Source organism: Streptomyces sp. NPDC001100 (genome assembly GCF_053598575.1).
The window spans coordinates 227,952-252,045 of record NZ_JBSFKO010000004.1; the positions used below are offsets into that span (position 1 = coordinate 227,952).

At 70.2% G+C, this 24,094-nt stretch carries 18 protein-coding genes; 13 read left to right on the forward strand and 5 right to left on the reverse strand.

The features are described 5' to 3' along the window. The first annotated feature begins 3 nt into the window (after positions 1-3). Together rnc and mutM are read left to right on the forward strand one after the other, a co-directional pair. Positions 4-849, forward strand: a complete 846-nt coding sequence (gene rnc / locus ACWDEW_RS07440; protein WP_406454079.1) for a ribonuclease III — start codon at positions 4-6, stop codon at positions 847-849. Positions 850-928: 79 nt separating this feature from the next. Next, positions 929-1,783, forward strand: coding sequence for a bifunctional DNA-formamidopyrimidine glycosylase/DNA-(apurinic or apyrimidinic site) lyase (gene mutM / locus ACWDEW_RS07445; protein ID WP_450510485.1), 855 nt, complete (start codon positions 929-931; stop codon positions 1,781-1,783). Here mutM and ACWDEW_RS07450 read toward each other — a convergent pair. Both ACWDEW_RS07450 and ACWDEW_RS07455 read right to left on the reverse strand, forming a co-directional pair. After that, a complete protein-coding gene (locus ACWDEW_RS07450; RefSeq protein ID WP_450510487.1) occupies positions 1,780-2,199 on the reverse strand; it encodes a winged helix-turn-helix transcriptional regulator in 420 nt (139 codons plus the stop codon). The two genes, mutM and ACWDEW_RS07450, sit on opposite strands and share 4 nt — an antisense overlap. 81 nt (positions 2,200-2,280) lie before the next feature. Then, positions 2,281-3,528, reverse strand: a complete 1,248-nt coding sequence (locus ACWDEW_RS07455; RefSeq protein ID WP_450510489.1) for a CAP domain-containing protein — start codon at positions 3,526-3,528, stop codon at positions 2,281-2,283. 155 nt (positions 3,529-3,683) lie between these two features. Here ACWDEW_RS07455 and ACWDEW_RS07460 point away from each other — a divergent pair, with 155 nt between their 5' ends. The 4 genes from ACWDEW_RS07460 to ACWDEW_RS07475 all read left to right on the forward strand — a co-directional run bounded on the left by ACWDEW_RS07460 (position 3,684) and on the right by ACWDEW_RS07475 (position 10,033). After that, positions 3,684-3,965, forward strand: coding sequence for an acylphosphatase (locus ACWDEW_RS07460; protein ID WP_450510491.1), 282 nt, complete (start codon positions 3,684-3,686; stop codon positions 3,963-3,965). A 392-nt stretch (positions 3,966-4,357) separates the two neighbouring features. Beyond that, positions 4,358-4,558 carry a hypothetical protein gene (locus tag ACWDEW_RS07465; protein WP_019068749.1) on the forward strand — a complete coding sequence of 67 codons (201 nt, stop codon included), beginning with the start codon at positions 4,358-4,360 and terminating at the stop codon, positions 4,556-4,558. 216 nt (positions 4,559-4,774) lie between these two features. Continuing rightward, positions 4,775-8,404 (forward strand): chromosome segregation protein SMC, encoded by a 3,630-nt coding sequence (smc, locus tag ACWDEW_RS07470; protein ID WP_450510493.1) that lies wholly within the window; start codon positions 4,775-4,777, stop codon positions 8,402-8,404. Positions 8,405-8,611: 207 nt separating this feature from the next. Next, a complete protein-coding gene (locus ACWDEW_RS07475) occupies positions 8,612-10,033 on the forward strand; it encodes a sugar porter family MFS transporter (protein WP_450510495.1) in 1,422 nt (473 codons plus the stop codon). Positions 10,034-10,129: 96 nt separating this feature from the next. Here ACWDEW_RS07475 and ACWDEW_RS07480 read toward each other — a convergent pair whose 3' ends face one another. After that, positions 10,130-10,489, reverse strand: coding sequence for a hypothetical protein (locus tag ACWDEW_RS07480; protein WP_450510497.1), 360 nt, complete (start codon positions 10,487-10,489; stop codon positions 10,130-10,132). A gap of 63 nt (positions 10,490-10,552) precedes the next feature. Next, positions 10,553-11,524, reverse strand: a complete 972-nt coding sequence (locus ACWDEW_RS07485; protein WP_450510499.1) for an LLM class flavin-dependent oxidoreductase — start codon at positions 11,522-11,524, stop codon at positions 10,553-10,555. Between the two features lie 165 nt (positions 11,525-11,689). On the opposite strand from ACWDEW_RS07485, the gene ftsY reads away from it, so the two are divergent. Then, complete coding sequence (gene ftsY, locus ACWDEW_RS07490; RefSeq protein WP_450510500.1) at positions 11,690-12,895, forward strand: signal recognition particle-docking protein FtsY; 1,206 nt, start codon at positions 11,690-11,692, stop codon at positions 12,893-12,895. 168 nt (positions 12,896-13,063) lie between these two features. On the opposite strand, the gene ACWDEW_RS07495 is transcribed toward ftsY, so the two are convergent. Continuing rightward, positions 13,064-13,729: a bifunctional DNA primase/polymerase gene (locus ACWDEW_RS07495; protein WP_450510502.1), complete on the reverse strand. Its 666-nt coding sequence runs from the start codon at positions 13,727-13,729 to the stop codon at positions 13,064-13,066. Positions 13,730-14,177: 448 nt separating this feature from the next. Here ACWDEW_RS07495 and nsdA point away from each other — a divergent pair, with 448 nt between their 5' ends. The 6 genes from nsdA to ftsH all read left to right on the forward strand — a co-directional run bounded on the left by nsdA (position 14,178) and on the right by ftsH (position 24,089). Then, complete coding sequence (gene nsdA / locus ACWDEW_RS07500) at positions 14,178-15,662, forward strand: transcriptional repressor NsdA (RefSeq protein WP_450510504.1); 1,485 nt, start codon at positions 14,178-14,180, stop codon at positions 15,660-15,662. Positions 15,663-16,234: 572 nt separating this feature from the next. After that, positions 16,235-17,569 (forward strand): ammonium transporter, encoded by a 1,335-nt coding sequence (locus tag ACWDEW_RS07505; protein WP_450510506.1) that lies wholly within the window; start codon positions 16,235-16,237, stop codon positions 17,567-17,569. Next, on the forward strand, positions 17,566-17,904 hold the full coding sequence (locus tag ACWDEW_RS07510; RefSeq protein ID WP_055725071.1) for a P-II family nitrogen regulator: 339 nt from the start codon (positions 17,566-17,568) through the stop codon (positions 17,902-17,904). Before ACWDEW_RS07505 ends, ACWDEW_RS07510 begins: the two co-directional genes overlap by 4 nt. A 25-nt stretch (positions 17,905-17,929) precedes the next feature. Beyond that, positions 17,930-20,380: a [protein-PII] uridylyltransferase gene (locus tag ACWDEW_RS07515; protein ID WP_450510508.1), complete on the forward strand. Its 2,451-nt coding sequence runs from the start codon at positions 17,930-17,932 to the stop codon at positions 20,378-20,380. An 81-nt stretch (positions 20,381-20,461) separates the two neighbouring features. Next, positions 20,462-22,015: a signal recognition particle protein gene (gene ffh / locus ACWDEW_RS07520; protein ID WP_450510510.1), complete on the forward strand. Its 1,554-nt coding sequence runs from the start codon at positions 20,462-20,464 to the stop codon at positions 22,013-22,015. Between the two features lie 136 nt (positions 22,016-22,151). Then, positions 22,152-24,089, forward strand: a complete 1,938-nt coding sequence (ftsH, locus tag ACWDEW_RS07525; protein WP_450510512.1) for an ATP-dependent zinc metalloprotease FtsH — start codon at positions 22,152-22,154, stop codon at positions 24,087-24,089. Positions 24,090-24,094: the final 5 nt, after the last annotated feature.

Genomic DNA, 24,094 nt, shown 5'->3' on the forward strand with positions numbered 1-24,094 from the left:
ACCATGTCTGACGTCAAGGCCGACTCAGTCGCCAAGAAACACGCGGACACAGCCTCGTCCCACACGCTGTTGGAAGGGCGGCTCGGGTATCACCTCGAGTCCGCCCTTCTGGTGCGTGCGCTGACCCACCGTTCGTACGCGTACGAGAACGGCGGTCTGCCGACGAACGAGCGGCTGGAGTTCCTCGGGGACTCCGTGCTCGGCCTCGTCGTCACGGACACGCTGTACACCACCCACCCCGACCTGCCCGAAGGCCAACTGGCCAAGCTGCGGGCCGCGGTGGTCAATTCTCGTGCGCTGGCGGAGGTCGGTCGCGGTCTGGAACTCGGCTCCTTCATCCGGCTCGGCCGGGGCGAAGAGGGCACGGGTGGCCGGGACAAGGCGTCCATCCTCGCCGACACCCTTGAAGCGGTGATCGGCGCGGTCTATCTCGACCAGGGCCTCGACGCGGCCTCCGAACTGGTGCACCGCCTGTTCGACCCGCTCATCGAGAAGTCCTCGAACCTCGGTGCCGGCCTGGACTGGAAGACCAGTCTCCAGGAGCTCACCGCGACCGAGGGGCTCGGTGTCCCCGAGTACCTGGTCACGGAGACCGGCCCCGATCACGAGAAGACCTTCACTGCTGCCGCCCGCGTCGGAGGCGTCTCGTACGGCACCGGCACCGGCCGCAGCAAGAAGGAGGCGGAGCAGCAGGCCGCCGAGTCCGCCTGGCGGTCCATCCGGGCCGACGCGGACGAGCGAGCCAAGAAGGCGAAGGAGACGGCCGAACAACAGGCCGCCGAAACCGCCGCCGAGGCCGCAGAGCAGCCTGCCGAGGAGAGCGCCGACCAGTCGTCGGCGTCCGCCTGACCGAACAGCGCGACCCGAGCGCCTGTCCCCGCCGAGGGACGGGCGCTCGGCTCATTCACCCGTGTCCACAGGGGATGCCATGCCCGAGTTGCCCGAGGTCGAGGTCGTCCGGCGCGGTCTGGAGCGGTGGGTCGCCCAGCGCACCGTCGCCGACGCCGAGGTTCTGCATCCGCGTGCGGTACGACGCCATATCGCGGGCGCCGACGACTTCGCGCACCGGCTCAAGGGGCATCGCATCGGCACCCCGAGCCGGCGCGGCAAGTACCTGTGGCTGCCGCTTGAGGACACCCACCAGGCGGTGCTGGCCCACCTCGGGATGAGCGGCCAACTCCTCGTCCAGCGGCACGAGTTCCCTGACGAGAAGCATCTGCGCATCCGGGTCCGGTTCGCCGACACCCTCGGTACCGAACTCCGCTTCGTCGACCAACGCACCTTCGGCGGGCTGTCGTTGCACGACACCACCCCGGACGGGCTGCCGGACGTCATCGCGCACATCGCGCGCGACCCCCTGGACCCGCTGTTCGACGACGAGTTGTTCCATCAGTCGCTGCGCCGCAAGCGCACGACCATCAAACGGGCACTGCTGGACCAGTCGTTGATCAGCGGAGTCGGCAACATCTATGCGGACGAGGCCCTTTGGCGGGCCCGCGTCCACTACGAACGCCCGACCGCGACCTTCACCCGCCCGCGCACCGCCGAACTCCTGGGCCACGCACGGGATGTGATGAACGCGGCCCTCTCCGTGGGCGGCACCAGCTTCGACAGCCTGTACGTCAACGTGAACGGGGAGTCGGGCTACTTCGACCGCTCGCTCGACGCGTACGGCCGTGAGGGCCTGCCGTGCCGGCGCTGCGGTACGCCGATGAAGCGGCAGGCGTGGATGAACCGGTCGAGCTACTTCTGCCCCAAGTGCCAGCGGCCGCCGCGCGGTTAGCCCCTCAGGGCGTCCCGGAGACCGTCGCGGGTCTCGTCGTAGCGCGTGCGGGCCGCGAGGACGTCGTCCATGCGGGACTCCATGAAGTCGACGAGTCGCATCAGGCGTTCGGCGACGCCGTGTCCGAGCGGGGTCAGTTCGTAGTCCACGCGGGGTGGGTTCGTCGGCTGGGCCTCGCGGAGCACCAGGCCGTCGCGCTCCAGCGCGTGCAGGGTCTGCGAGAGCATCTTCTCGCTCACGCCGTCGACGCGCCGGCGCAGCTCGTTGAAGCGCAGCGAGCCCTCGTGCAGCGCGCACAGGGTGAGTCCGCCCCAGCGGCCCGTGATGTGCTCCAGGGTGGCCCGGGAGGGGCAGGCCTTGGCGAACACGCTGTACGGGAAGTTCTGCTCCTCCGTACGCTCCTGGGTGGTGTCCATTTCTTCAGCGTACGCGAACGCAGCGCTAACCAGAAGGGAGCACTAACCGTCGGTTAGCGCTCCCTGTTCCGGCCGGTCGGACTAGTACCCGAAGTCCTGCGTCCACCACGGGCCACCGGTGCCGAAGTGCACACCGACGCCCAGCGTCTTGAAGTCGCAGTTCAGGATGTTGGCCTTGTGGCCGGGGCTGTTCATCCAGGCGTCCATGACGGCGGCGGCGTCCGCCTGGCCGCGGGCGATGTTCTCGCCGCCGAGGTTGGTGATACCGAGCTTCTCCGCCCGGTCCCACGGGGTGGCCCCGCTGGGGTCGGTGTGGTCGAAGAAGTCCTGGTCGGCCATCTGCTGGCTGAAGTTCTCGGCCAGCGTGGTCAGCGAGCTGTTGGCGGACACCGGGCTGCAGCCGGCGATCGCGCGCTGCTCGTTGACGAGCTTGAGCACCTCGGCCTCGGCGGCGGCCTCCGCGGAGACCGTGACCGGCGTGTCGGCGGACTGCGTGGGCGCGGGGGTGGGTTTGGCCGAGGGAGTCGAGGTCGTCGGCTCCTCGGTCGGGGTGGCCGCCGGCTTCTTCGCCGGGGCCTTGGTGGCGGGGGGAGCCGTGGCGGACTTGGTCGGAGCCGCCGACGGGGAGGCCGCGCGGTTCGCGTCACGGCTCGTGGAGGAGCCGTCGTCGCGGGACTGCGCGCTGCCGGAGGTGCCGCCCTGCTGGGTCGCCGAGTTGGACGGGGAGCCCGCGGCCTGCACCTTGTCGCTGTTGTTGCCGCCGCCGAGCTTGTAGTTGTCCAGCCCCGGCATCGCGCCCGTCGCGACGGCCACCGTGCCGATGGCGACGGCGGCGGAGACCCCCAGCAGGCCCGTCTTGACCGGCGTCACGGTCTTGCGCTTACGGCGGCGGCCACGGCCCGGGCGCGAACCGTCGCCCCGGGCGGAGATGCCTGCAGCCTCGGGGAAGACCACGGCGTAGTCCTCCTCGGTGGCGAAGAGATAGGCCTCGCTCTTCAGCCGGGTGTCCGCCTTCAGGCGGGACTCGGCCCGCAGCCGGGCTTCGGACTTCGGAGGTGCCTCGTGGTGTGCCTGAGGCTGGTGACTCGTGTGAGCCTGGTGGTTCGGGTGGAACTCGGCGGGCCCCTCCGGGTGGAGATAGGGCGCCATGCCGATCGTGGAGCCGTCCGCCGGGTTCCAGTCGAAGCGGTCGTTCCGGTCGGAGCGGTCGTTCCAGTCGTACGAGGCGTGCGGGTCGTAGCCGCTCGTGTATGAGCCGTGCGTCTCTGTGACCCCCGTGGCGCGGCTCGTGGCGGCGCGGCCGGCGGCGGAGCGTCGGTGGCGTCCCATGTCCTTGCCTTTCGTCCTTGCGGTCAACTCGTCCGTGCGGTGACCCAGCTCACTCGATCGAGTGAGTTTCATATGAGATTCATTGGGGCGGACGGTACCGCATGGCGGGTGGGGAGCAAGTGTCCCGAGAGACATTGGCCGGTTAGGTTGCAGCCATGAGCGAGGATGCGCGGATGGTCGCCTGGGTGCGAGGGCGTGTGCAAGGTGTGGGTTTTCGGTGGTTTACCCGTGCCAAGGCTCTGGAGATCGGGGGCCTGAGTGGTTTTGCTCTCAATTTGGGCGACGGACGTGTGCAAGTGGTCGCGGAGGGATCGCGCGAGGACTGCGAAGGACTCCTCGACTGGCTCCGGGGTCACGACACGCCCGGGCGCGTGGACGGCGTCACCGAGATCTGGGACACACCTCGGGGCGGCTACGACGGCTTCGCGATCCGCTGAGCACATTCTCCGAAAAGGTGTAAAGCGGCCCTGGCGGAAGGGGAGGAACATGCCGCCGGTACCTGCCCACAGCAGAAATGGCCTGGTGGTTGCCAAGAACGGCGCGCTCTGGCAGGCTCCGCACCTAAGGATGATCGCCAGTCCCGTCAGGCCCCGCAGGAGCCGCAGCGCCGCCCGGTCAGGGCCGCGCAGCCCCGGGTTGCCCGCCAATACGGGGCGTGATCGTGTTGACCGTCAAACATTTTGGTGAGACGCTGAAAACCCCGCGCACCTTAGCTGTTTGGCATGGAAGAACAGCAGAGCAACCCTCGAGTGTGTCAAGCATCGCGGGTGCGATTCCCTCACGACCCACACCGCTTCGGTCGGTCACTCAGTGTGGAGGACCATCCATCATGGCAAAGGCGCTTCTCGGTTACGTCGGCGGCTCCGACCCGCGACTCCTCGCCGAGATGCGACGGCTCCAGCAGCGCGTCCAGGACCTGGAATCAGAGCTCGTACGGATCCAGGAAGAGAACGACGCGCTGACGGCTGCCGCAACTCACGATTCGCTTCTCGAGCTCGACGCACGCCAGGCGGAGCCCGCGCTCACCTGATCACTGCACCGCATCATGACAAGCAGTGGTTGGGCGGCCTGTATCAACCGCTAAGTTGTCAGAGTTTGCAAGGGACGCTTCGGCGTCCCTTCTTTCTTTCCCCCGCAAGCCTCCACCCTCTTTAACGTTTGGTGTGCCCTGCACGTTCAAGGGCGAAACCGCGGGGAACCGGACGTTCATGGAGAGAGCGCGCAGCGGAAGGTAGAGTCCAGCGCCGTGCACCTCAAGGCCCTGACCCTGCGGGGGTTCAAGTCGTTCGCCTCGGCGACCACACTCCGGTTCGAGCCGGGGATCACGTGTGTCGTCGGTCCGAACGGCTCGGGCAAGTCCAATGTCGTGGACGCGCTCAGCTGGGTCATGGGCGAGCAGGGCGCCAAGTCGCTGCGCGGCGGCAAGATGGAGGACGTCATCTTCGCCGGCACCACGGGGCGTCCGCCCCTCGGCCGCGCCGAGGTCTCCCTGACCATCGACAACTCCGACGGCGCGCTGCCCATCGAGTACGCCGAGGTCACCATCACGCGGATCATGTTCCGCAACGGCGGCAGCGAGTACCAGATCAACGGCGACACGTGTCGCCTCCTCGACATCCAGGAGCTCCTCTCCGACTCCGGCATCGGCCGCGAGATGCACGTCATCGTCGGCCAGGGCCAGCTCGACTCCGTGCTGCACGCCGATCCCATGGGCCGCCGCGCCTTCATCGAGGAGGCGGCCGGCGTCCTCAAGCACCGCAAGCGCAAGGAGAAGGCGCTCAGAAAACTGGACGCGATGCAGGCCAACCTCGCCCGCGTACAGGACCTCACCGACGAACTCCGCCGCCAGCTCAAGCCCCTTGGCCGCCAGGCCGCGGTCGCGCGCAGGGCCGCCGTCATCCAGGCCGACCTGCGCGACGCCCGCCTCCGCCTGCTCGCCGACGATCTCGTACGACTCCGCCAGGCGCTGAACACCGAGATCGCCGACGAGGCCGCGCTCAAGGAACGCAAGGAAGCCGCCGAACTGGAGCTGCGCAAGGCGCTCCAGCGCGAAGGGCTCCTGGAGGACGAGGTGCGCCAGCTCACCCCGCGCCTCCAGCGCGCCCAGCAGACCTGGTACGAGCTGTCCCAGCTGGCCGAGCGGGTACGCGGCACGATCTCGCTGGCCGACGCCCGCGTGAACAGCGCGACCTCGGCGCCCCCCGAGGAACGGCGCGGCCGTGACCCCGAGGACATGGAGCGTGAGGCCGCCCGCATCCGGGAGCAGGAGGCCGAGCTCGAAGCGGCCCTGGAGGCGGCCGAACACGCCCTGGAGGACACGGTCGCCCACCGCTCCGAGCTGGAGCGTGAACTGACCGCCGAGGAACGGCGGTTGAAGGACGTCGCCCGCTCCATCGCCGACCGCCGCGAGGGCCTCGCCCGGCTCAACGGCCAGGTCAACGCGGCCCGTTCCCGCGCCGCCTCCGCCCAGGCCGAGATCGACCGCCTGGCCTCCGCCCGCGACGAGGCCCAGGAACGGGCGACCACCGCACAGGAGGAGTACGAGACCCTCCAGGCCGAGGTGGACGGCCTCGACGCGGGCGACGAGGAACTCTCCGAGCAGCACAAGGCGGCCCGCGCCGCACTGTCGGAGGCGGAAGCCGCCCAGTCCGCCGCCCGCGAGGCGGCCACCACGGCGGAACGCCAGCGCGCGGCCACCCAGGCCCGCCGCGACGCACTGGCCCTGGGCCTGCGCCGCAAGGACGGCACGGGCATACTGCTCGGCGCCCAGGACCGCCTCACCGGAATCCTCGGTCCGGCAGCGGAACTGCTCACAGTGGTCCCGGGCCACGAGGTCGCCCTAGCCGCAGCCTTCGGCGCGGCGGCGGACGCGATCGCGGTGACAACTCCGTCGTCGGCGGCCGACGCGATCCGCCTGCTGCGCAAGCAGGATGGGGGGAGGGCGGCGCTGCTCCTGGCGGGAGACGCGGGCCCTTCAACGCCGCCCACTGAGGCGCCCCACAGGGGCGCGGGGCAGCATCCATTTGCGGCTCCGCCGCGGGGCGCGGCCGGCCACGACGAGCCCGCACCCGCCCAACAACCTTTCGCTGCGGACCTGGTCCGCGCCCCCGTCGATCTCATGCCCGCCATCCGCCGCCTCCTCCACAACGTCGTCGTCGTGGACACCCTCGAAGCCGCCGAACAACTCGTGTACACGCACCCGGAGTTGACCGCGGTCACCGCCGAAGGCGACCTCCTCGGCGCCCACTTCGCCCACGGCGGCTCCGCAGGCGCCCCCAGCCTCCTCGAAGTCCAGGCATCGGTGGACGAAGCCGCCGCCGAACTGGAAGAACTGGCAGTCCGCTGCGAGGAGTTGAGCGCCGCCCAGCAGTCCGCAGCCGAGCGCCGCAAGGAATGCGCCGCGCTGGTCGAGGAGTTGGCGGACCGGCGTCGGGCCGCGGAACGCGAGAAGTCGGCCGTAGCACAGCAGTTGGGACGGCTGGCTGGGCAGGCGCGCGGTGCCGCGGGGGAGGCGGAACGGTCCGCCGCTGCCGCCGCACGGGCACAGGAGGCTCTCGACAGGGCCGTGGAAGAGGCCGAAGTGCTGGCCGAGCGGCTGGCTGTCGCCGAGGAGATGCCGGTCGAGGAGGAGCCCGACACCTCCGTGCGGGACCGGCTCGCCGCCGACGGGGCCAACGCCCGGCAGACCGAGATGGAGGCGCGGCTTCAGGTCCGTACGCACGAGGAACGGGTCAAGGGGCTTGCCGGGCGCGCCGATTCGCTGGACCGTGCCGCCCGGGCGGAGCGCGAGGCACGTGCGCGTGCGGAGCAGCGACTGGCGCGGCTGCGGCACGAGGCGGCCGTGGCGGAGGCAGTTGCTTTCGGGGCGCGGCAACTGCTCGCTCACGTCGAGGTGTCGCTCGGCCGGGCGGACGCGGAGCGCACCGCCGCCGATGCCGCCAAGGCGCGTCGTGAGCAGGAGCTGACCGCCGCCCGGAACCAGGGGCGTGACCTCAAGGGCGAGCTCGACAAGCTGACCGACTCGGTGCACCGCGGTGAGGTGCTCGGTGCCGAGAAGCGGATGCGGATCGAGCAGTTGGAGACCAAGGCGCTGGAGGAGCTGGGGGTGGAGCCGGCGGGGCTGATCGAGGAGTACGGGCCGCATCAGCTCGTGCCGCCCTCGCTCGCCGCCGAGGGCGAGGTGCTGCCGGAGGATCCGGAGGACCCGCGCAACCAGCCCCGTACGTTCCACCGCGCGGAGCAGGAGAAGCGGCTCAAGTCGGCCGAGCGGGCGTATCAGCAGCTGGGCAAGGTGAACCCCCTCGCGCTGGAGGAGTTCGCGGCGCTGGAGGAGCGGCACAAGTTCCTCAGCGAGCAGTTGGAGGACCTGAAGAAGACCCGCGCCGACCTGCTTCAAGTGGTGAAGGAGGTCGACGAGCGCGTCGAGCAGGTCTTCACCGAGGCGTACCGGGACACGGCTCTGCAATTCGAGGGTGTTTTCAGCAGACTGTTTCCGGGCGGCGAGGGCAGGTTGATTCTGACCGATCCCGACAACATGCTCACCACGGGGGTGGATGTGGAGGCCCGCCCGCCCGGCAAGAAGGTCAAGCGGCTGTCCCTGCTCTCCGGCGGGGAGCGGTCCCTGACCGCCGTAGCGCTCCTGGTGTCGATCTTCAAGGCACGGCCCAGTCCGTTCTATGTGATGGACGAGGTCGAGGCGGCGCTCGACGACACCAACCTGCAGCGGCTGATCCGGATCATGCAGGAGCTGCAGGAGGCCTCGCAGCTGATCGTGATCACCCACCAGAAACGCACGATGGAGGTCGCCGACGCGTTGTACGGCGTCTCCATGCAGGGCGACGGGGTCTCGAAGGTCATCTCCCAGCGCCTTCGCTAGACCCTCACGGTGTGTTCAAGTTCTGAACGCATTTCGATCACTTGTGGCGTTGAACGTCACAATGACCCCCTGTTGACTTCGAAACTTGAAAGAATAGTCTCTTCAGCGTTGCTTTTACCTTCAGGTGGTGGGCAGCGGGAAGCTGTGCGCCACTGGAAGGGTCGCCCCCCACCCCGGCAGCGACGCCGGTGGCCTCAGGAGTTACACGTGACCAGCACTGCGCAGACATCACAGTCAGGAGCCGGGCCGGCTCATCCCGAACATCTCGCGCATGTCATCTTCATCGCGGCGGCGGCCGCGATGGGCGGCTTCCTCTTCGGCTACGACAGTTCCGTGATCAACGGCGCCGTGGAGGCGATCCGGGACCGCTACGACGTGGGCTCCACGCTCCTGGCGCAGGTCATCGCCATCGCCCTGATCGGCTGTGCCATCGGCGCCGCGACCGCCGGCCGGATAGCCGACCGCATCGGCCGTATCCGCTGTATGCAGATCTCCGCCGTGCTGTTCACCATCTCCGCCGTCGGTTCGGCGCTGCCCTTCGCGCTCTGGGACCTCGCCTTCTGGCGGATCATCGGCGGTTTCGCCATCGGCATGGCCTCCGTCATCGGCCCCGCCTACATCGCCGAGGTCTCCCCGCCCGCCTACCGCGGCCGGCTCGGCTCCTTCCAGCAGGCCGCGATCGTCATTGGCATCGCGATCTCGCAGCTGGTCAACTGGGGTCTGCTGAACGCCGCCGGCGGCGACCAGCGCGGCAAGCTCATGGGCCTGGAGGCCTGGCAGGTCATGCTCGGCGTCATGGTGATCCCGGCCGTCCTCTACGGCCTGCTCTCCTTCGCGATCCCCGAGTCCCCGCGCTTCCTGATCTCGGCGGGCAAACTGAGCCGCGCCCACGACGTGCTGCGTGAGGTCGAGGGCGACGACATCGACCTGGACGCCCGCGTCGCCGAGATCGAGCACGCGATGAAGAGCGAGCACAAGTCGACCTTCAAGGACCTGCTCGGCGGTGGCGGCGTCTACTTCAAGCCGATCGTCTGGGTCGGCATCGGCCTCTCGGCCTTCCAGCAGCTCGTCGGCATCAACGTCGCGTTCTACTACTCCGCCACGCTGTGGCAGTCCGTCGGCGTCGACCCGACCCAGTCGTTCTTCTACTCCTTCACGACGTCGATCATCAACATCATCGGCACCGTGATCGCCATGATCTTCGTGGACCGCGTCGGCCGCAAGCCGCTGGCCCTCATCGGCTCGGCAGGCATGGTCGTCGGTCTCGCGCTGGAGGCCTGGGCCTTCTCCTACGACCTCGTCGACGGCAAGCTGCCCGCCGCGCAGGGCTGGACCGCACTGATCGCGGCCCACGTCTTCGTCCTCTTCTTCGCCCTGTCCTGGGGTGTCGTGGTGTGGGTCTTCCTCGGTGAGATGTTCCCGAACAAGATCCGCGCCGCCGCCCTCGGCGTCGCCGCCTCCGCGCAGTGGATCGCCAACTGGGCCATCACCGCGAGCTTCCCGTCGCTGGCCGACTGGAACCTCTCCGCGACCTATGTGATCTACACGGTCTTCGCCGCGCTCTCCATCCCGTTCGTCCTGAAGTTCGTGAAGGAGACGAAGGGCAAGAAGCTGGAGGACATGGGCTGACCGGCCCTCCCGCGAACCGGGCCCGCGAAGGCGGGCCCCCGCAAGCTCGGGGAGACGGGCTCCATCCCCCGCCGCCCGTCTCCCCGAAACCCCGTCTCACCAGATCAGGACGCCGCCGCCGATCTTCCGGGCGCGCACGGCGGCCGACTCGATGTTGTCCAGCCGGTTCCCGACCAGGTCGGGAGCCTCTCCCACGGCCGCGGCGACGGCGTCGAGATGCTCCCGCAGCAGCGCGACCTCGCGCAGGAACTCCGGCACGTCCGCGGCCTCGACGTACAGGTCGCTGGTGGCCAGCACGGGAAGATACACGGCACCGAGCGACCGTACGGCGGGCGAACCCCACACGGTCTCCCGCCAGTTCTCGAAGCCGGCCGAGTCGTTGCACCCCTCCGGAACGTCGAGCACGTTCCACTGGCCGTCCGCGTCACGCAGGAACACATCCACTGCCAAGGTCATGACCGCAGTGGACCACCGGTGGACCGGCCGGTCCACCGGTTAGGGGTAAGAGTCACTCCGTGCTCACTCCCCGAGCACCGGCAGCACCCGCTCCGCGAACAGCCGCAGGCTGCGCCATCCCTCGTCGACCGGCATCCCGCCCGCCAGCGGATGCAGTACGAGATTGTCGAGGCCCAGCGCCACGCACTGGTCCGGCGTGAGGATCCGGTAGACGCCCTCCGCGCGCAGCTCCGCCACCGTGGTGGCCCCCGACTTCACCGCCGAGCGGATCTCCCCGGACTGCCAGGAGGCGTAGGTCCGCGCCTCGTGCAGGAAGTGCCCGCCGTACTCGGCCCAGGCCCGGTCCGGGTCCTCGGCGATGTGCAGCAGCGGGGTCTCCGCGCCCGGCATCATGGTCCAGCCCTCGGTGCCGTACTCGACGAGCCGGTCCTTGTAGTAGGCCTCCAGGTCCGGCAGGTGCGCGCTGGGGAAGAAGGGCAGCCCCAGCCGGGCGGCCCGGCGGGCGGCGGCCTTGGAGGAGCCGCCGACCAGCAGCAGGGGGTGCGGGTCGGAGAAGGGGCGCGGGGTGACCCGTACGGTACGGCCCCGGTACTCGAACTCCTCGCCGGACCACGCCTTCAGTACCGTCTCCAGCAACTCGTCCTGGAGCCTGCCGCGTTGCTTCCACTCCACGTCGAACTGGGCGTATTCCTCCGGGCGGTAGCCGATCCCGGCCACGGTCACCAGCCGGCCGCCGCTCAACAGGTCCAGTACGGCGATGTCCTCGGCCAGCCGGAGCGGGTCGTGCAGCGGGCCGATGACCGCGGAGACGGTCACCGCGATGTGCCGGGTCGCGCCGAAGACCGCGCCCGCGAAGGTGAAGGGCGAGGGCAGCCAGTTGTTGGCGACGCCGTGGTGCTCCTCCGTCTGCACGGTGGTGATCCCGTGCTCGTCGGCGTACGCGGCCATCTCCAGGGCGGCCCGGTAGCGGGCGCTCAGCGAGGCGGGGGTGGCGCCGGGTTCGACGAGGTTGAAGCGGACGACCGAGACGGGCATGGGAGGTCCCCCTTCCGTGTGTGGTGGGGGACGTTAGCTGACGGTGTGTCAGATGGCCATGGGCATGACTGCGGCGGTTCGGGGCCGGGCGAGGGTGACCGCGACCACCCGCCCGCGCGCCCGCGCTGGGCCCCGGCCAGGCCCATGGCTGATACTGGGTGGGTTATGGAAACCGTCATCCTTGCTGTAGTCATCGCCGTGGTCGTGCTCGGTGCGCTCGGCGGGCTCGTCGTCGGCAGCCGGCGCAAGAAGCCGCTGCCCCCGCCGCCCACCTCCGTGCCCGACATCACCGCCCCGCCGGCCGAGCCGCACATCGGCGACGAGGCCGAGACGCCGCGCGACGAAGCGCGCCGGACCATAGAGGAGGTCGATCTTCCGGACGGCTCGGCCCCGGTCGCCGTCGAGGAACCACCGGCAGTCGGGGAACCCCTCGCACTGGAGGTCCCCGAGCCGACCGCCGGACGGCTCGTCCGGCTGCGCGCCCGGCTCTCCCGCTCGCAGAACGCGCTCGGCCAGGGGCTGCTCACGCTCCTGTCCCGCGAGCACCTCGACGAGGACACCTGGGAGGAGATCGAGGACACCCTCCTCACCGCGGACGTCGGCGTCGCGCCCACCCAGGAGCTGGTCGACGCGCTGCGCGAGCGGGTGAAGGTGCTCGGTACCCGGACTCCGCAGGAGTTGCGCAGCCTGCTGCGCGAGGAACTGCTCAAGCTGGTCGGCACGGATGTCGACCGGACCGTCAGGACCGAGCCCGAGGACCGCAAGCCCGGCATCGTGATGGTCGTCGGGGTCAACGGCACCGGCAAGACCACCACCACGGGGAAGCTGGCCCGGGTGCTCGTGGCCGACGGCCGTACGGTCGTGCTCGGCGCCGCCGACACGTTCCGGGCCGCCGCCGCCGATCAGTTGCAGACCTGGGGTGAGCGGGTCGGTGCGCACACCGTGCGCGGGCCCGAGGCCGGCGACCCCGCCTCCGTCGCGTTCGACGCGGTGAAGGAGGGCAAGGAGATGGGGGTCGACGTCGTCCTCATCGACACGGCCGGGCGGTTGCACACGAAGACCGGGCTCATGGACGAGCTCGGCAAGGTCAAGCGGGTCGTGGAGAAGCATGCGCCGCTCGACGAGGTGCTGCTGGTGCTGGACGCGACCACTGGGCAGAACGGGCTGGTGCAGGCGCGGGTCTTCGCCGAGGTCGTGGACATCACCGGGATCGTGCTGACCAAGCTGGACGGTACGGCGAAGGGGGGCATCGTGGTTGCCGTGCAGCGGGAGCTGGGGGTGCCGGTGAAGTTGATCGGGCTGGGTGAGGGGGCGGATGATCTGACGCCCTTTGAGCCGGAGGCGTTTGTCGATGCCCTTATCGGGGACTGATGGGTCGCTTGTTCGCCGCGGGGCGGTGGGGGCTGGTCGCGACCACGCGGCGGAGCCGCAAATGTCACAGCCCCGCGCCCCTGTAGGGCGCGTTGCAGTCGGCCTCGTTCGTAGAAGTGCCCTTCCTCGACTCGCCGTTGGGGAAGGGCACTTCGTTGTCTCTACGACCTATGCGCGCGACCTGTGTGCCACGTACGCCAGGGTGCCCAGGAGCAGGCGGGCCGCCGGGGGCCTCGTCGCTGAATCGAGTGCGGGGGAGCGGAGCCAGCGGACCGGGCCCAGGCCTCCTCGGTCGGAAGGCGGGGCCGTGATGTGGGTGCCGGGGCCCAGGCCGCGGAGGTCCAGGGAGGCGGGGTCGTCCCAGCCCATGCGGTAGAGCAGGGAGGGGAGTTCGGCGGCCGCGCCGGGGGCCACGAAGAAGTGGGCGCGGTGGTCGGGGGTCGCCGCCACCGGGCCGAGGGGGAGGCCCATCCGCTCCAGGCGGGCGAGTGCGCGGCGGCCCGCGGGCTCGGCCACTTCGATCACGTCGAAGGCGCGGCCCACCGGCAGCATCACCGACGCGCCCGGCAACTCGGCCCAGGTCTCGGTGACTTCGTCGAGGGTCGCGCCGGCCCGCACCTCGGGTGCGAAGGCCAGCGGATGCGCGCCCGGCGCGGTGCACTTGGTGTCTCCGCAGGAGCACGCGCCGCCCGCGGCCCGCGCGCCCGCGACCACGTCCCAGCCCCACAGCCCGGTGAACTCGGCCACGGCCGTGCACTCCGAGGTGCGGCCGCGGCGGCGCGTGCCGGACCGGATGTCGCGGATACCCCGGCTGCTGCCGATCGTGAAGCCCATGCCCCCTCCAACGGGTCCAACGCACCGGTGGTTACGAGACGGATGCGGATCGTCACTCTGCGTCCACGCCTACCCGGTGCCGCTGGGTGTCCAGGCGGCGCCCAGGGGTATCTCGGGTGGTGTGCTTGGCGGTGTGCGCCCCTGCGTGCACCGCTACGCCCACCTCCGGCCGTCCTATGTCAAGTGAATCGTGCGGAGGCAACCGTAGGTTCATTCGAAGGGGTGGCGAATGGTGGCGTTTCCGGGATCGCCGTGGCTGGACGGGTGATCGTAGGATTACTTTGTGTGCACAAGCCCTCGGGGCACATGCACTCGTGGGTATGCCGGAGGCAACTCGTCATCTCGTTCGAAGGGTGACAAGTGCGGGACGGGAAGCCGTATTTACCGGCATTCTGATAGGGCTTGGCGCACAGCGGCGACAAGTGGTTCCAGGGATGGGGGCGTTCCAGTGGGCGGCAACGGCGGAAGCGGGACGACCGCGACCAGTACGGACAAGCGCCCCAATGAGCTGCTCGGCTCGTGGTTCGTGCGCAGCGGCTGGTCCAAGGGTGAGCTGGCGCGTCAAGTCAACCGGAGGGCCCGGCAGTTGGGGGCCAACCACATCTCCACGGACACCTCCCGCGTGCGCCGCTGGCTGGACGGCGAGAACCCGCGCGAGCCGATCCCGAGGATCCTCTCGGAGCTGTTCTCCGAGCGCTTCGGCTGTGTCGTCTCGGTCGAGGACCTGGGTCTGCGCGCCGCCCGCCAGGCACCCTCCGTGTCCGGCGTCGACCTGCCCTGGACGGCCCCGCAGACGGTGGCCCTGCTCAGCGAGTTCTCGCGCAGCGACCTCATGCTGGCGCGGCGCGGCTTCCTCGGAACCTCGCTGGTCCTGTCCGCGGGACCGTCCCTCATCGAGCCCATGCAGCGCTGGCTGGTCCCCGGCCCCTCGGCCCTCCCGCCGGAGCCCGAGCCGGCGGGTTCCTCCCGGCACGTGGGGCGGCTCTCCAGGCCGGAGCTGGAGCTGCTGGAGTCCACCACGGCGATGTTCCGCAAGTGGGACGCCCAGTGCGGCGGCGGCCTGCGCCGCAAGGCGGTGGTGGGGCAGCTGCACGAGGTGACCGACCTGCTCCAGGAGCCCCAACCCGAGGCCACCACCCGCAAGTTGTTCAAGGTCGCCGGTGAACTCGCCGAGCTGGCGGGCTGGATGTCGTACGACGTGGGGCTTCAGCCCACCGCGCAGAAGTACTTCGTCCTCGCCCTGCACGCCGCGAAGGAGGCGGGCGACAAGCCGCTCGGATCGTATGTGCTGTCCAGCATGAGCCGCCAGATGATCCACCTCGGGCGGCCCGACGACGCGCTGGAGCTGATCCACCTCGCGCAGTACGGCAGCCGGGACTGCGCGAGCCCGCGCACCCAGTCGATGCTGTATGCGATGGAGGCCCGCGCCTACGCCAACATGGGACAGCCCGGAAAGTGCAAGCGGGCCGTCCGGATGGCCGAGGACACCTTCGCCGACGTCCACGACTGGGACGACCCGGACCCGGACTGGATCCGTTTCTTCTCCGAGGCCGAGCTGCACGGAGAGAACTCGCACTCCTATCGCGACCTCGCCTACGTCGCCGGCCGCAGTCCCGCCTACGCCTCGCTGGCCGAGCCCGTCATGCAGCGGGCGGTGGACCTCTTCGCCAAGGACGACGACCACAAGCGGTCGTACGCGCTCAATCTCATCGGCATGGCCACCGTGCACCTGCTGCGGCGGGAGCCGGAGCAGGGCGCGGTGCTCGCGGCCGAGGCGATGACCGTCGCCAAGAAGGTGCGCTCCGAGCGGGTCAACACTCGTATCCGAAAGACGATCGACACGGCGGTCCGCGACTTCGGTGACCTGGCCGAGGTCATCGACCTCACCGACCGGCTCGCCATCGAGCTCCCGGAGACCGCCGAGGCGGTCTGAGCACCCCAGTCCCCGGCCGCGGCCGGCCTTCCCGAACCGCCCGACTCGGCTCCCCCATGCCAGGTCGTCGGAAGGCCGACCGCGGCCGGTTCCATGTCCGGCGGCCGACCGGGCGACGCCGGTACGGCAGCGCGGGCCGGGCAGCCGAAGGACTGTCCGGCCCCTTGGGACTCGTATTCGAAAGACCGTCCGCGCGGTGGTGCGCGGTGCCGGTGGTCCGCCCGGAATCGCCGACCCCGCCGACAGCCTTCCGGCCGGGCCGCGGGAGAGCGCCGAAGGGGCCCGGACCCCATGCCCCGGCGCCCCCGCGCCGCGCCGCCGCAACTCCGGCCGCCGCCGGTTTCCCGCCGCCGGGGAAGGTTGCGCGACGATAACGATCGCCCGGCCGGAGATCCGGCAGTTCATCGACGCGTAACACGCGCGGCGCCTTCGTCACTCCGGCGAAACAACGTGGGGCTTCGACCGAAACCGCGCTGCGCCAATCTCATGGCGCATAACCGGACCCCCCGCCTTGACCGGACCGCATCCAGGCTTCGCCCGCACGGGGCCGTACAACCGACGAGGAGACGCCGATGGCATCAGCCGCCATCACGCTTGCCGCGGAGGCACCCAAACTGTCCTCCGCGAACACAGGCTTCATGCTCATCTGTTCCGCCCTGGTGTTGCTCATGACACCGGGACTCGCCTTCTTCTACGGAGGCATGGTCCGCGTCAAGAGCACCCTGAACATGCTGATGATGAGCTTCATCAGCATCGGGATCGTCACCATCCTGTGGGTCCTCTACGGCTTCTCGCTCGCCTTCGGTTCGAGTAACGGCTTCATCGGCTACGACTCCGACTGGCTGGGCATGAGCAAGGTCGGCCTGACGGACCTCTGGCCCGGCTACACCATCCCGATCTTCGTCTTCATGGTCTTCCAGATGATGTTCGCCGTCATCACCCCGGCCCTGATAAGCGGTGCCATCGCCGACCGCGTGAAGTTCTCGGCCTGGTGCCTCTTCGTCGCCCTGTGGCTGACCGTCGTCTACGTCCCGGTCGCCCACTGGGTGTGGGGCGCCGACGGCTGGGCCTTCAAGCTCGGTGTGATCGACTTCGCCGGTGGTACCGCGGTCCACATCAACGCCGGTGCCGGCGCTCTCGGCGTCATCCTCGTCATCGGCAAGCGCGTCGGCTTCAAGCGTGACCCCATGCGTCCGCACAGCCTCCCGCTGGTCATGCTCGGCGCCGGTCTCCTGTGGTTCGGCTGGTTCGGCTTCAACGCCGGTTCGTGGCTCGGCAACGACGACGGCGTCGGCGCGCTGATGTTCGTCAACACCCAGGTCGCCACCGCCGCCGCCATGCTCGCCTGGCTCGCCTACGAGAAGATCCGCCACGGCGCGTTCACCACGCTGGGTGCCGCCTCCGGTGCCGTCGCCGGTCTGGTCGCCATCACCCCCTCGGGCGGTGCGATCTCCCCGCTCGGCGCCATCGCGGTCGGTGCCATCGCCGGTGTCGGCTGTGCCGCGGCCGTGGGCCTCAAGTACAAGTTCGGCTTCGACGACTCCCTCGACGTCGTCGGCGTCCACATGGTCGGCGGTATCCTCGGCTCCCTGCTGATCGGCTTCTTCGCCACCGGCAAGGGCCAGTCCACCGCGACCGGCGTCTTCTACGGCGACCACTCCTTCACCCAGCTGTGGAAGCAGTTCGCCGGTGTCGGCGCGGTCCTCGGCTACTCCCTGGTGGCCTCCGCGGTCCTCGCCTTCCTCCTCGACAAGACCATCGGCATGCGGGTCACCGAGGACGAAGAGGTCTCCGGCATCGACCAGGCCGAGCACGCCGAGACCGCATACGACTTCAGCGGCGCCGGCGGCGGCCTCAGCGGCGGCACCCTCACCGCTGCCACGGAGACGAAGAAGGTGGACGCATGAAGCTCATCACCGCCGTCGTGAAGCCCCACCGGCTCGACGAGATCAAGGAAGCGCTGCAGGCCTTCGGGGTCCACGGTCTGACGGTCACCGAGGCGAGCGGCTACGGTCGTCAGCGGGGACACACCGAGGTCTACCGGGGCGCCGAGTACACGGTCGACCTGGTCCCCAAGATCCGCATCGAGGTGCTGGCCGAGGACGACGACGCCGAGCAGCTGATCGACGTCATCGTCAAGGCCGCCCGCACCGGCAAGATCGGTGACGGCAAGGTCTGGTCCCTCCCGGTCGACACGGCCGTCCGGGTCAGGACCGGCGAGCGCGGACCGGACGCGCTCTAAAAAGCAACAGAACAGGAGTCGCTGGGTGACGAGTACGGACGTGCGCAAGGATGCAGAGGACTCCGGACCCAGCGGCTACGCGGCGGCCCGGCTGCGCCTCCTCACTGAGGGGGCGCGGTCCGGGCCGCCGCGCCGTGCCGCCCTCGCCGAACTGACCGACGACTGGCTGACCGGCCTCTTCACCGCCGGCAACGAAGCCCTCAAGGGCGTCTCCCTGGTCGCCGTCGGCGGCTACGGCCGCGGCGAACTCTCCCCGCGCAGCGACCTCGACCTGCTCCTCCTGCACGACGGCTCCGACTCCGGCGCCGTCGCCGCGCTCGCCGACCGCATCTGGTACCCGGTCTGGGACCTGGGCCTCGCCCTCGACCACTCCGTTCGCACCCCCGCCGAGGCCCGCAAGACCGCCGGCGAGGACCTCAAGGTCCAGCTCGGCCTCCTCGACGCCCGCCACATCGCCGGCGACCTCGGCCTGACCGCCTCCCTGCGCACGGCCGTCCTCGCCGACTGGCGCAACCAGGCGCCCAAACGCCTCCCCGAACTCCAGGAACTCTGCGCCGAACGCGCCGAGCGCCAGGGCGAGTTGCAGTACCTCCTCGAACCCGACCTCAAGGAGGCCCGCGGCGGCCTCCGCGACGCCACCGCGCTGCGCGCCGTAGCCGCCTCCTGGCTCGCCGACGCCCCGCGCGAGGGCCTCGCCGACGCCCGCCGCCGCCTCCTCGACGTCCGCGACGCCCTGCACCTCACCACCGGCCGCGCCACCGACCGGCTCGCCCTCCAGGAGCAGGACCAGGTCGCCGCCGAGCTCGGCCTCCTCGACGCGGACACCCTGCTGCGCCAGGTCTACGAAGCGGCACGCGTCGTGTCGTACGCCAGTGACGTCACCTGGCGCGAAGTGGGGCGCGTGCTGCGGTCGCGGGCCGTGCGGCCGAGGCTGCGCGCCATGCTCGGCGGGGGCGCCAAACCCGCCGCCGAACGCTCACCCCTCGCCGAGGGCGTCGTGGAGCAGGACGGCGAGGTGGTGCTCGCCCGCGCCGCCCGACCCGAACGCGACCCCGTCCTCCCGCTGCGCGCCGCCGCTGCCGCCGCGCAGGCCGGCCTCCCGCTCTCCCTGCACGCCGTACGGCGCATGGCGACCACCGCGCGCCCGCTGCCCACGCCCTGGCCCGCCGAGGCCCGCGAACAGCTCGTCACGCTGCTCGGCTCCGGCCAGCCGACGGTGGACGTGTGGGAGGCGTTGGAGGCGGAGGGCCTGATCACCCGGCTCCTCCCCGACTGGGAGCGGGTCCGCTGCCGGCCGCAGCGCAACGCCGTGCACATCTGGACCGTCGACCGGCACCTCATCGAAACCGCCGTCCGCGCCTCGGAGTTCGCCCGCCGCGTCAGCCGCCCCGACCTGCTCCTGGTCTCCGCGCTGCTGCACGACATCGGCAAGGGCTGGCCCGGCGACCACTCCGTGGCCGGCGAGATCATCGCCAAGGACGTGGCCGCCCGCATCGGCTTCGACCGCGCGGACGTCGCCGTACTCGCCACCCTCGTACGCCATCACCTCCTCCTCATCGACACGGCCACCCGGCGCGACCTGGAGGACCCGGCGACGGTCCGCTCGGTCGCCGAGGCGGTCGGTACGACAAGCACCCTGGAGCTGCTGCACGCCCTGACCGAGGCGGACGCGCTGGCCACCGGACCGGCCGCCTGGTCGTCCTGGCGGTCCTCCCTCGTCACCGACCTGGTGAAGCGGGTCGCCGCCGTCCTCTCCGGCGACGCCCCCGACGAGCCCGAGGCGGGCGCGGCGACGGCGGAACAGGAACGCCTGGCGATCGAGGCCGTGGCGACGGGCGGTCCGGTGCTGGCGCTGCGCGCGCAGACCGAACCCCCGTCCGAGGACGAGCCCTCCGGAGACCCCGAACCCCTCGGCGTGGAACTCCTGATCGCCGTACCGGACCAGCCGGGCGTCCTCCCCGCGGTGGCGGGTGTGCTCGCGATGCACCGCCTGACGGTCCGCACGGCGGAGCTGCGCGCGCTCGACCTCCCGGCCGGCGTGGAGGGCTCGGTCCTGCTCCTCAACTGGCGGGTCGCCGCCGAGTACGGCTCCCTGCCGCAGGCGGCCCGGCTGCGCGCCGATCTCGTACGGGCCCTGGACGGGTCGCTGGACATCGCGGGCCGCCTCGCGGAGCGGGACGCGGCGTACCCGCGCCGCCGGGGTGTCGTGGCACCGGCGGCCCGCGTGACCGTCGCCCCGGCCGCCTCCCGGCACGCCACGGTCATCGAGGTGCGCGCCCATGACGCGCCTGGGCTGCTGCACCGGCTCGGGCGGGCGCTGGACGAGGCGAAGGTGCGGGTGCGCAGCATGCATGTCAGCACCCTGGGCTCGAACGCGGTGGACGCCTTCTACGTCACCGGCGCGGAGGGCATGCCCCTGCCGGCGGCGGAGGCGACGGCGGTCGCACGCAAACTGGAGGAAACCCTGCGCGGCTGACCCGTGACCCGGTCTTGTGCGGCCGGGATACCCTGGAGGGCGATTCCCCAATAGCCACCGACCCCGAGGACCGCGAGCGCCGTGTTCGATACTCTCTCTGATCGCCTCTCAGCCACTTTCAAGAACCTGCGCGGCAAGGGACGGCTCTCCGAGGCGGACATCGACGCCACCGCGCGTGAGATCCGGATCGCGCTGCTCGAAGCGGACGTGGCGCTGCCCGTGGTCCGTACGTTCATCAAGAACGTCAAGGAGCGCGCCCTCGGCGCCGACGTCAACAAGGCGCTGAACCCGGCCCAGCAGGTCCTGAAGATCGTCAACGAGGAACTCGTGACGATCCTCGGCGGCGAGACCCGGCGCCTCCGCTTCGCCAAGAACCCGCCGACCGTGATCATGCTCGCGGGTCTGCAGGGTGCCGGTAAGACGACCCTCGCGGGCAAGCTCGGCAAGTGGCTCAAGGACCAGGGGCACTCGCCGCTGCTCGTCGCCGCCGACCTCCAGCGCCCCAACGCGGTGAACCAGCTGAGCGTCGTCGCCGAGCGCGCCGGTGTCGCGGTCTACGCGCCCGAGCCGGGCAACGGCGTCGGTGACCCGGTCAAGGTCGCCAAGGACTCCATCGAGTTCGCCAAGTCCAAGGTCCACGACATCGTGATCGTGGACACCGCCGGCCGCCTCGGCATCGACCAGGAACTGATGCGGCAGGCCGCGGACATCCGCGACGCGGTCTCCCCGGACGAGATCCTGTTCGTCGTCGACGCGATGATCGGTCAGGACGCGGTCAACACCGCCGAGTCCTTCCGCGACGGCGTCGGCTTCGACGGCGTGGTGCTCTCCAAGCTCGACGGCGACGCCCGCGGTGGTGCGGCCCTGTCGATCGCCTCGGTCACCGGCAAGCCGATCATGTTCGCGTCGAACGGCGAGAAGCTCGACGACTTCGACGCCTTCCACCCGGACCGGATGGCCTCCCGCATCCTCGACATGGGTGACCTGCTCACCCTGATCGAGCAGGCGGAGAAGACGTTCAGCCAAGAAGAGGCCGAGAAGATGGCCTCGAAGCTGGCGTCCAAGAAGGGCCAGGACTTCACCCTCGACGACTTCCTGTCCCAGATGGAACAGGTCAGGAAGATGGGCAGCATCAGCAAGCTGCTCGGCATGCTCCCCGGCATGGGCCAGATCAAGGACCAGATCAACAACCTGGACGAGCGCGACGTCGACCGTACGGCCGCGATCATCAAGTCGATGACCCCGGCCGAGCGTGCCGAGCCGACCATCATCAACGGCTCGCGCCGCGCCCGTATCGCCAAGGGTTCCGGCGTCGAGGTCAGCGCCGTGAAGGGTCTGGTCGAGCGGTTCTTCGAGGCCCGCAAGATGATGTCCCGCATGGCACAGGGCGGCGGGATGCCCGGCATGCCGGGCATGCCGGGCATGGGCGGCGGCCCCGGCCGCACCAAGAAGCAGCCCAAGCAGGCCAAGGGCAAGCAGCGTTCCGGCAACCCGATGAAGCGCAAGCAGCAGGAGCTGGAAGAGGCCAGGCGCCGCGAGGCCGGCGCGGCCCAGGGCGGCAACGCGTTCGGGCTGCCCGAGCAGGGCGGCAAGGACTTCGAGCTCCCGGACGAGTTCAAGAAGTTCATGGGCTGAGCCGCATATGGCTCTGGGCTGACAACCCGTCTGCTGCGGCCCTACTTCTACGTCGTCGAGGGCGCCCCTCTCCGGAAGGGCGCCCTCGGCGTATGCCGGGCGTGCCGACGCCTGGCCCTTGTCGTAACTTGCCGGTATGACCAACCCCGCGCCGCCGCGCAAGTCGCCCGATCAGCCCTGGCGTACGGAGGGCACCCCCGACGAGCCCCCGAAGCCGTCGCCGGGCGGGAAGAAGATGCGCGGCGGCTGGTGGAGTCTCGTCCTCACCGCGCTGGTCGTGTACCTGATCGCCAACCTGATCCTGTCGTTCTTCAACGAGGGCGACGAGCCGACGATCTCGTACACCGAGTTCAGCAAGCAGGTCGACGCGGGCAACGTCACCAAGATCTACGCCAAGGGCAACGCGATCCAGGGCCAGCTCAAGAAGGAGCAGAAGAACCCGGACGGCGACGGCAAGTACACCAAGTTCGACACCGAGCGGCCGACCTTCGCGGACGACAAGCTCTGGGAGGACCTGACCAAGCACGACGTCACGGTCACGGCCGAACCGGTCGTACAACACCGTAGTTTTCTGGCCAATCTCCTGATCTCGCTGGCCCCGATGCTGCTCCTGGTCGTCCTGTGGCTCTTCATCGCCCGGCGGATGAGCTCGGGGCTCGGCGGCGCGGGCGGGATGCTCGGCCGCAAGGCCCCGCCGAAGCCGGTCGAGCTGGAGGCGGGCAAGCCGCGCACGACCTTCGAGGACGTGGCCGGCATCGACGAGGTCGAGGGCGAGTTGAACGACGTCGTCGACTTCCTCAAGAACCCCGACGAGTACCGCAAGATGGGCGCCAAGATGCCCCGCGGTGTGCTGCTCGCGGGTCCGCCCGGCACCGGCAAGACGCTGCTCGCGCGGGCGGTCGCGGGGGAGGCGGGGGTGCCGTTCTTCTCGGCCTCGGCCTCCGAGTTCATCGAGATGATCGTCGGTGTCGGCGCCTCACGCGTGCGTGAACTCTTCGCGGAGGCCCGCAAGGTGGCCCCCTCGATCATCTTCATCGACGAGATCGACACCATCGGCCGGGCCCGCGGCGGCGGCTCCGGGATGGGCGGTCACGACGAGCGCGAGCAGACCCTGAACCAGATCCTCACCGAGATGGACGGCTTCTCCGGCTCCGAGGGCGTCATCGTCATCGCGGCCACCAACCGCGCCGACGTCCTGGACCCGGCCCTGACCCGCCCCGGCCGCTTCGACCGGGTGGTCGTCGTCTCGCCGCCCGACCGGGGCGGCCGCGAGGCGATCCTGGAGATCCACACCCGCGAGATCCCGCTCGCGAAGGACGTGAACCTCGCCCAGGTCGCCCGTACGACCCCGGGCATGACCGGCGCCGAACTCGCCAACCTCGCCAACGAGGCCGCCCTCCTCGCCGTCAAGCGCAAGCAGAGCGAGGTCACCCAGTCCGACCTCTCGGAGGCACTGGAGAAGGTCCAACTGGGCGCCGAACGCCCGCTGGTGATGCCCGAGGAGGAGCGCCGGCGCACCGCCTACCACGAGAGCGGCCACGCCCTCCTCGGCATGCTCCAGCCCGGCGCCGACCCGGTCCGCAAGATCACCATCGTCCCGCGCGGGAGGGCACTCGGCGTGACGCTCTCGACGCCGGACGCCGACAAGTACGCGTACACCGAGGAGTACCTGCGCGGCCGGATCATCGGCGCCCTCGGCGGCATGGCCGCGGAACAGGTCGTCTACGGTGTGATCACCACCGGCGCCGAGAACGACCTCGAACAGGTCACCAACATCGCGCGCGGGATGGTCGCCCGCTGGGGCATGAGCGAGCGCGTCGGCCGCCTCTCCGCCCTCCCGAACGACGCCCAGCAGGCCTACGGCCTCGCAGCGGCCCCGGGGACCCTCGACGTGATCGACCACGAGATGCGCCGCATCGTCGACGAGTGCTACGACGAGGCCTGCCGCAAACTCCGCGACCACCGCGGCCAGTTGGACTCGCTCGCCGAGGCGCTCCTGGAGAACGAGACACTGGAGGAGACGGACGCGTACCGCATCGCCGGCGTCACGCGCCTCTTCAAGGAGGACTCCTAGGGCCG

Excerpts from the sequence above, each read along its gene's own strand:
- rnc (WP_406454079.1), top strand. The coding sequence starts at position 4 with ATGTCTGACGTCAAGGCCGACTCAGTCGCCAAGAAACACGCGGACACA.
- mutM (WP_450510485.1), top strand. The coding sequence starts at position 929 with ATGCCCGAGTTGCCCGAGGTCGAGGTCGTCCGGCGCGGTCTGGAGCGG.
- ACWDEW_RS07450 (WP_450510487.1), bottom strand. The coding sequence starts at position 2,199 with ATGGACACCACCCAGGAGCGTACGGAGGAGCAGAACTTCCCGTACAGC.
- ACWDEW_RS07455 (WP_450510489.1), bottom strand. The coding sequence starts at position 3,528 with ATGGGACGCCACCGACGCTCCGCCGCCGGCCGCGCCGCCACGAGCCGC.
- ACWDEW_RS07460 (WP_450510491.1), top strand. The coding sequence starts at position 3,684 with ATGAGCGAGGATGCGCGGATGGTCGCCTGGGTGCGAGGGCGTGTGCAA.
- ACWDEW_RS07465 (WP_019068749.1), top strand. The coding sequence starts at position 4,358 with ATGGCAAAGGCGCTTCTCGGTTACGTCGGCGGCTCCGACCCGCGACTC.
- ACWDEW_RS07480 (WP_450510497.1), bottom strand. The coding sequence starts at position 10,489 with ATGACCTTGGCAGTGGATGTGTTCCTGCGTGACGCGGACGGCCAGTGG.
- ACWDEW_RS07485 (WP_450510499.1), bottom strand. The coding sequence starts at position 11,524 with ATGCCCGTCTCGGTCGTCCGCTTCAACCTCGTCGAACCCGGCGCCACC.
- ftsY (WP_450510500.1), top strand. The coding sequence starts at position 11,690 with ATGGAAACCGTCATCCTTGCTGTAGTCATCGCCGTGGTCGTGCTCGGT.
- ACWDEW_RS07495 (WP_450510502.1), bottom strand. The coding sequence starts at position 13,729 with ATGGGCTTCACGATCGGCAGCAGCCGGGGTATCCGCGACATCCGGTCC.
- ACWDEW_RS07505 (WP_450510506.1), top strand. The coding sequence starts at position 16,235 with ATGGCATCAGCCGCCATCACGCTTGCCGCGGAGGCACCCAAACTGTCC.
- ACWDEW_RS07510 (WP_055725071.1), top strand. The coding sequence starts at position 17,566 with ATGAAGCTCATCACCGCCGTCGTGAAGCCCCACCGGCTCGACGAGATC.
- ftsH (WP_450510512.1), top strand. The coding sequence starts at position 22,152 with ATGACCAACCCCGCGCCGCCGCGCAAGTCGCCCGATCAGCCCTGGCGT.